This window comes from Microcoleus sp. C2D2, assembly GCF_036702495.1.
Taxonomy (GTDB): Bacteria; Cyanobacteriota; Cyanobacteriia; order Cyanobacteriales; family Microcoleaceae; genus Microcoleus.
The window spans coordinates 20700-28448 of sequence record NZ_JAUBTO010000111.1 but is presented as its reverse complement, the minus strand read 5'-3'; the positions used below and the strand labels follow the sequence as shown (position 1 = coordinate 28448).

Annotated in this window: 6 protein-coding genes; 2 read left to right on the top strand and 4 right to left on the bottom strand. The window is 47.9% G+C overall.

Going from position 1 to position 7749, the window contains the following annotated elements; genetic code table 11:
- The coding region (locus QUB61_RS27920) for a hypothetical protein (RefSeq protein ID WP_333190210.1) at nucleotides 1–247 on the top strand (247 nt) is incomplete at its 5' end.
- Between the two features lie 355 nt (nucleotides 248–602).
- Here QUB61_RS27920 and QUB61_RS27915 read toward each other — a convergent pair.
- The 4 genes from QUB61_RS27915 to QUB61_RS27900 all read right to left on the bottom strand — a co-directional run bounded on the left by QUB61_RS27915 (nucleotide 603) and on the right by QUB61_RS27900 (nucleotide 5556).
- Nucleotides 603–1532: a sulfotransferase gene (locus tag QUB61_RS27915; RefSeq protein WP_333133786.1), complete on the bottom strand. Its 930-nt coding sequence runs from the start codon at nucleotides 1530–1532 to the stop codon at nucleotides 603–605.
- A 113-nt stretch (nucleotides 1533–1645) separates the two neighbouring features.
- Nucleotides 1646–3445, bottom strand: coding sequence for a calcium-binding protein (locus QUB61_RS27910; protein ID WP_333133787.1), 1800 nt, complete (start codon nucleotides 3443–3445; stop codon nucleotides 1646–1648).
- 706 nt (nucleotides 3446–4151) lie between these two features.
- Entirely contained in the window at nucleotides 4152–4685 is a 534-nt protein-coding gene (locus QUB61_RS27905; RefSeq protein ID WP_333133788.1) for a Uma2 family endonuclease, read from the bottom strand.
- A gap of 475 nt (nucleotides 4686–5160) precedes the next feature.
- Nucleotides 5161–5556, bottom strand: a complete 396-nt coding sequence (locus QUB61_RS27900; RefSeq protein ID WP_333133538.1) for a hypothetical protein — start codon at nucleotides 5554–5556, stop codon at nucleotides 5161–5163.
- A gap of 342 nt (nucleotides 5557–5898) precedes the next feature.
- Here QUB61_RS27900 and argS point away from each other — a divergent pair, with 342 nt between their 5' ends.
- Nucleotides 5899–7677 (top strand): arginine--tRNA ligase, encoded by a 1779-nt coding sequence (argS, locus tag QUB61_RS27895; protein WP_333133537.1) that lies wholly within the window; start codon nucleotides 5899–5901, stop codon nucleotides 7675–7677.
- Nucleotides 7678–7749 lie beyond the last annotated feature (72 nt).

Genomic DNA, 7749 nt, shown 5'->3' with positions numbered 1-7749 from the left:
TTACAGACAATATATAAGGAGTACAAACAATCTATATAAACCCGCCCCCACACCACCAATAACCTACATGAACCGTGATTTTGCTCGCCGGATAAAAACATATATGGGGATTTACCGTTGGGTGGGGGCGGGTTTACTATATTGTCGATTATTGACAATTATTGTCTGTGAAACCCGCCCCTACGATCGTCCGGCGGTTGAAACTGCAACTATACTTGCCTTGCCTCCGCGCAACGCGAGACTTTAAAGTGAGCAATCAATTTATTAATGGCTGTTCCGAAGACCAATTTGACAGGTGGCGTCCATAGCGAATTTCGTAGGGGCGGGTTTTACAGACAATATATGTAGGGGCGGGTTTTACAGACAATATATAAGGAGTACAAACAATCTATATAAACCCGCCCCCACACCACCAATAACCTACATGAACCGTGGTTTTGCTCGCTGGAGAAAAACATATATGGGGATTTACCGTTGGGTAGGGGCGGGTTTTACAGACAATATATAACGAGTACAAACAATGTATATAAACCCGCCCCCACACCAGCAATAACCTACATGAACCTTGATTTGGCTCGCCGGAGAAAAACATATATGGGGATTTACCGTTGGGTGGGGGCGGGTTTACTACTTGATTTTTTTGAATTAGAAGCATTGAGAGAGTCTAACACCCCCGCATCGATGGGAGGGGCTACGGGAACCTTTGGCTGGGCAACAATCACATTTGCTAGACTACTGCTGGTCAGAGTCTCCCAGAAAGATAAACCCTCATATTGAGCGAATAAATCAGGCGGTAAAACTGTTGCACGAGGTTGAAACTCGACTTTTGAGCGTACCTGATGCAGTCCCTCTGTATTTAAGCGGCGATCGAATTCGTTGGCTTCGTACTCCACATTGGTAAAGTCATGATCGAAGGGTTCTTCACCCAGAAATTGATAAATCAGCGATAAGGTTTTATCGGGAGCTTGGCTTAAAATGTCGTAGTCTACCAAGAGTAAACATTCGCTATATTCACTATAGAAAGCTTCCTTGAGAGCGTTATAAGCAAACCCGACTAACCTACCAGATTGACTTAAAGCTTCCGTGCGGGTATAAACCGTAGAACGTTCGCCAGAATTATTGAATAAACGCGACACATCAAAAGCATTTTTCCGAATCAATCGTTCGACACTATCCATAATCCAAGCAACATTCCGCACGCAGCAAATCACTTTGGCGTCGGGGAATAGCTGGTGGATTAAAGGCAATTTGCTACACCACAAGCGATTGGTATCAAAGATCACTGCTTTGTCTGCTTGCGGCTGATAGTAAGTTGAAAAAATTGTTCGAGTTAAAGCTTGTTTTTGTTCTGGTGTAATGAAAACTGAAAACTCATTATCTGCACTCATGGCTTCCAGCATACTGGTGACTAGACCCCCCACAGGACTGCTCATACTGGCGTGAAAGCGGGGATTTTGTCGCAGCAAAGCTCCGAGTAAGGTGGAACCTGAACGGGGTAATCCAGAGATGAAGTGTAATGTAGGCTGTGTCATTAATTTTAAGATCGGGGGAAAGGGGCCGATGGAAAGGAGTAAGAGCAAAGGGATTAAAAACCTTTCCCCTTTTCTCCTTACCCTTTCTCCCGCCCTGAGAACTTGGCGAATTGCTAGGCGATAATCTGAAAATCGCTGGCAGTTAATGTGGGCCTGCCTTGAATGGTGGCAATTCGAGTGAAGCTATCCACAAGACTATCAGAGATGTAGTTCAACCCTCCCGTCTCTAAGTTGTAAACAATATTGACTGATCCGAGACTCCCAAGAAGGTCGCTCAGGGCATTCGTATTCTCGACAACTCGAAACTCAGCAGCTTGACGGAATCCATCGCCCACTGCACTATCAATGCCAGTGAAAGTGGTCTTGGATAGAACTATCTTGTCAGAACCTTGCACGAAACCGCTGATGATATCTAGTCCCACTTGTTGGGCGTTAGCTTGGGTGAACTGTTGTCCTGAATTGAAGATAAAGCGATCGGTCCCTGCACCGCCAATCAAGGTGTCATTACCTGCCCCACCGTTGAGATTATCACTGCCGAGTCCACCGTAGAGGATGTCAACCCCTGTACCACCGTTTAGGTTGTCGTTGCCCATACCTCCAAGCAAGATGTCATTGCCGCCACCGCCGTTTAGGGTGTCGTTGCCGCCACCACCATCAAAGGTTTCGTTGCTGCTGGTGCCAGTGAATAGCTGACCGAAGGCGTTGGGGTCGGCCACGGTGTTAAGAGTGCCAAATACGTTGTCGTTATTATCGGTGGCTCCTGTATCATCGTTGGCGGAATTACCTGAGTAAGTTGGACTCGTCCCCTCAGAGACAACAGTAGGTAAAGAGGTGGGCATCCCTTGGTTGTTGCCGTTGGTATTGGTAGTGGACTTCATGATGAACAATGCCCCTCCCAAGCCTTTACCATTATTGGTATCAGGTACGCTTCCAGTGCCGCCGCTAGCTGCGTTGTTATTCAGATTGACGGAATTGAGGGTGAGTTTGCCACTACGCATAAAAATAGCACCTCCCATACCTGCGCCACCGCCGCCACTGTTGTCGTCGCCAGTGCCGCCGCCGAAGCCGCCTTCGCCGCCCCTGCTGCCGCTGCTGTTGGTGCCGCCGCCGCCATAGCCACCGTTGCTGCTGTTGCCAAAGCCGCCGCCGCCGCCAAAGCCGCCGTTGCCACCGCTGCCGCTGCTGCTGCCGCCGTTGTCGTCCCCGCCGTTGCCGCCGCCGCCGCCGAAGCCGCCGCCGCCGCCGAAGAAAACGGCGCCGTCGCCGTTGTCGTCCCCGCCACCGCCGCCGCCGCCGAAGCCGCCGCCGCCGCCGCCACTGTTATTGCCACCGCCGCCGCCGAAGCCGCCGTAGTTACCATTGCCACCATAGCCACCATTGCGACCAGTGTTAGAACCAAACAATCCGCCGCCACCGCTGTAGCTGCCGCCCGTGCTGTTGCCGAACATACCACCGCCACCGCCGTAGCTGCCGTCCGTGCCGTTACCACCTACCGTTCGGTTGTTACTAAAAGTCACATTACTCAAAGAGACGTTCCCACCGTAGATGAACATCCCTCCTCCCATTCCCGCACCGCCTCCACCTCCTCTGCTATCCCCTCCTTTAGCGGTGCTGTTGGTAATCGTCAGGTCGGAGAATTTCACGTTTCCTGACTTGATGAAGAAGGGACGCAAATCTTGATTGTCGGTTATCCCATCGTTGTTGGCATCGCCACTGACACTCTTGCCGTTGCCGATGACCACGATATCACTGTTGAGCAGGGTCTTCATCACGCTCGTAATTCTGACGTTCGTTTTCAATTCAATACTGTCAGTCCCTGCATTGACGTTAGCTTGGCGGATAGCATAGCTGAGAGTGCCTACCGTGTCTCCGTTTCCGTTATCAGTGGTTTGAGTGACTTGATATAGTGTCATAGATTTGATTTCTTTTTTTTTTACTATTAGATAACCAGTCGATGAATTTCCCCTCGGGCCGATCTGACTGAAGTGAAGATGAATTTTGCACTGGGAAATTGAACCTGGTTAAACCTCTCCAAGTACACAAAGCAAAATCTGCCACTACAGTTACCTGTAAAGAAATGAGCCGTAAGTTTGTCTGCAAAAATACTTATGTAATTGTACTGAATTAGCTGTTTAAAAGTCAACCCCTTTGATATTAATAACGCGTCCAGACACCTTCACCAGTTCGCACCCATTAGCAGGATCTCTGGCCCAATCAATTGCGGTTTGCCTTAATACCTTACTGCCAACGAAGAGGCAGGGGGCAGAGGGCTATTTCCTGGGTCAAGCTACAAACAAAGCCCCTAGTCGTTGTGTTTTCTCGCTTGCTCTGCTATCCCTGCCCCAGGGCTTTTTGACTCGGCTGCTGTGCCTTCTTAACTTTCAAAACCTCGATAGCTGTCTTTTTCGCTTCTAGTTCCTCAGCAACATATCGTCTAGTTTGCCAGCGCTTCTGTGTCGCGCGGTCACACAAAAGAGGTTGTGCCAGTTGCGTAATTTCTGAGATAATTTGGTTGGTAGTAAGGACTCGATTCCTGAGTTTTAATGAAGATTAAACTCCTCACTAGCAACCAAACGGGCAAAGTTTTAAAACTCGTACAAAAAAGACGATCGCCCTGATTCATTCTTGCATTCTCAACCAGCTAAACACTTGTTCGGCGGTGATATTCAGGGGAATCATTTCGGGTACGGGAAGGACATCGCTACCTTCGCAGAATTGCGGTTGTTGGTTGGGCAAAAATGCTAAAATCGATCGATCGTCTGGATCGATTAGCCACCCCAACTGACAATTATGTTGCAGACAGTGAATAATTTTTCTAGTGACGCGATTTGAGCTTTGCTGTGGCGACAGGATTTTGATCGTCCAATACGGCGCAATTAGCACATCATCTACTGGTTCGCCACTGTCATCAAATTGAATCTGTTCCCACAATAGTACCGCAATATCTGGAACAATCGATCGACCGCCAAAGGTACACCGCAACTCTGGGAAAGCGTAAGCTATCTTTGGAGTTTCCGTCACCTGATTAATTTCGTTGCAGGCTTTGGATTGCAATAGGCTGTGCTTTATTTTCGGCAGCGGTTTTTGGATAATCTCCCCCTCAATAGACCTCTTGCAAAAATAATTAGGACGGGCAAGATGCCCATCCCACAAGAGTTATTTTTTCTTGTGGGATGGGCCGAAGAGCCCGTCCCATCAATTGAGGAAAAGGATTTTTGCAAGAGGTCTAATATTTCTGCTTATTGTGAACATCCGCAGATATTTCGCAAAACTCTATTTTGCAGCGATACCGCCTAATTTCTGCTGCTGTCTTTTGAAGCGAGACACCCAGGAGAGTTGATGCGGCTTTTTGGTGACCCTTAGTGGGGAGGTAAAAAGTAGATGCACGGCTGTTTGAGCCGGCAGTTAAAAATCCGATCGACTCAGAAGCGGGCATTTGATATATATATTGCCTGCTTGTTTAACACTTGCCTGCAGATTGCGAGTGCAACCTTGCTGGGCGATCTAATTACCTGCACGGTTTACCCGATAATTCGAGCGACTGTTACTAATAGGCAATCTACCCCGCGCCGGCACAGGCACAGCTTGGGCCGAACCGTGCACAGTTGCTGGTTGCTAACTGTCAATTTTATCGATCGGTCGCAGCATCGGCACATATAATAGTAAAGAATTTGCAAGCCAGACAATCTGGGGGAACTTTTTCTAAGTTTTGCAGATCGACTGATTGCTCTGCCTCGCTGCCGGCCGGAAGTATGCACAGGGCAACTTGTCCGACTCCTGCCATGAGTTCGGCAACTCGCTCCAAAATACTGTCCATTTTGTCAATTAGTTGCTCTGCTGCATCGAGACTCGGCGCGATGATGAAAAAGGTTTTGACTCCATCGGGACAAGGAGCGAAGCCAAGGGTACACTCTTGTAATAGTGCTTGGGTGGAGAGACTGAAACCGTTGTAGAAGCGAGCGATTACTGCTTGATAAAAGACTTGGGTCAGAGAGCGATCGCCAAAAATAGGTTGAGATAACATAACTACTTCCTTTCGTAGGATTTTTGGGTGCATTGAAAAAATTTTAACATACCTTAATGTAAGCGATTTAAGAAATGATCTAGCGATCGAGATCATGGACTAGATGTGACATTTTTTTATGCGTGTAGCGATCGCAATTGTGATAAAATGTATTAGGTGTTAGCGCTGCCAGTGATTTTGATCCGATCGGCAGCTCAAAGCTAAGTACAAAATTTCTTAGTAGGTGAGGAGAGGGCCAGAGGGAGAGGCTCCGATGGGGAAATTACCTAAGTAGTAAGAGTATTATTGGCACAAAGTGCTTAATCTAGAGTTGAAAATAAACATCCAATCAAAATATTTAAGATGAACTCGATCGCCCAACAGTTAAAAGCAAGATTTGAAAAAGCATTCACCGCTGCATTCGGCGAAAGTTATGCAGGTGCAGATCCAATGCTAGCCGCCGCCAGCAATCCCAACTTTGGGGACTTTCAGTGCAACGCGGCGATGAGTTTGGGGAAAAAGTTAGGAAAGCCCCCGCGGGCGATCGCCTCGACAATCATCGAAAACCTAGATATTACTGACATCTGCGAAACCCCAGAAATCGCCGGGCCCGGTTTTATCAATTTGAAGCTCAAACCCGCTTATTTGGAAGCGCAAATTAGTGCGTTAGCGAAGCCCTCGAAGAGGATCGCCGCCGACTCGCGTTTGGGGATTGAACCCGCGAAAACGCCTCAGACAATAGCGATCGACTTTTCCAGTCCGAATATAGCCAAAGAAATGCACGTCGGACACTTGCGATCGACAATCATCGGAGATGCGATCGCCCGCATCCTCGAATTTCAAGGCCACGACGTACTCAGAATCAACCACATCGGCGACTGGGGCACCCAATTCGGAATGCTGATCGCATACTTGCGCGAAGTTCACCCCGAAGCCCTCACAACCGCCGACGCCCTAGACTTAGGAGATTTAGTCGCATTTTACCGCCAAGCAAAACAGCGCTTTGACACAGACGAAACCTTCAAAGAAACCGCCCGCCAAGAAGTAGTAAAACTGCAAGCAGGCGCCGAAGACACCCGCCGCGCTTGGAAATTGCTGTGCGATCAATCGCGCCGCGAATTCCAAGTAATCTACGACTTGCTCGATATCAAATTAACCGAACGCGGCGAATCGTTTTACAATCCTCTATTGCCCGGAGTAGTCGAAGATTTAACCAATCTAGGTTTGGTAGTAGAAAGTGACGGCGCGAAATGCGTTTTTGTAGACGGTTTCACCAACAAAGAAGGCGAACCCCTGCCGCTAATCGTCCAAAAAACCGACGGCGGCTACAATTACGCCACCACCGACTTAGCCGCCGTGCGCTACCGCATCCAAAAAGACAATGCAAAGCGCTTAATTTACGTCACCGATTCGGGACAAGCAAACCACTTTGCCCAAGTATTTGCAGTTGCGAAAAAAGCCAATTGGATTCCGGAAGATGTCGAGATTGTCCACGTTCCCTTCGGCTTGGTATTGGGAGAAGACGGCAAAAGAGCCAAAACTCGTTCTGGGGAGACAGTACGATTGCGAGATTTGCTCGATGAAGCAATTATCCGCGCCACCAAAGATTTGGAAGACAGATTAGTCACAGAAGAAAGACAGGAAACTAAAGAGTTTATAGCTAACGTAGGTCGCGTAGTTGGTTTGAGTGCAGTTAAGTATGCAGATTTGAGTCAAAACCGCGCCAGCAACTATGTATTTAGTTACGACAAAATGCTGGCTTTGCAAGGAAATACCGCTCCTTATATGCTGTATGCTTACGCGCGCGTGCAGGGAATTCGCCGCAAAGGTGAGATTGATTTCGAGAATTTAGATGCTGGTGCGAAAGTAATCTTGCAGTCTGATGCAGAGTTGGTTTTAGCCAAACATTTATTGCAGTTGAGTGAAGTGATAAATGCGGTTGAGGGCGATTTATTGCCGAATCGAATTTGTCAGTATTTGTTTGAATTGAGTCAAAAATTCAATCAATTTTTTGAGCAATGTCCGGTTTTGAAAGCTGAGGAACCGTTGCGGACTTCGCGGTTGATTTTGTGCGATTTGACGGCGAGGACTTTGAAATTGGGTTTGGAGTTGTTGGGGATTAAGGTATTGGAAAGAATGTAAGTTTTTAACTCTTGTGAAACAGGCAAGATTCGATGCGATGTAGGGGCGGGTTCGCTAACAATAATTGCCTGA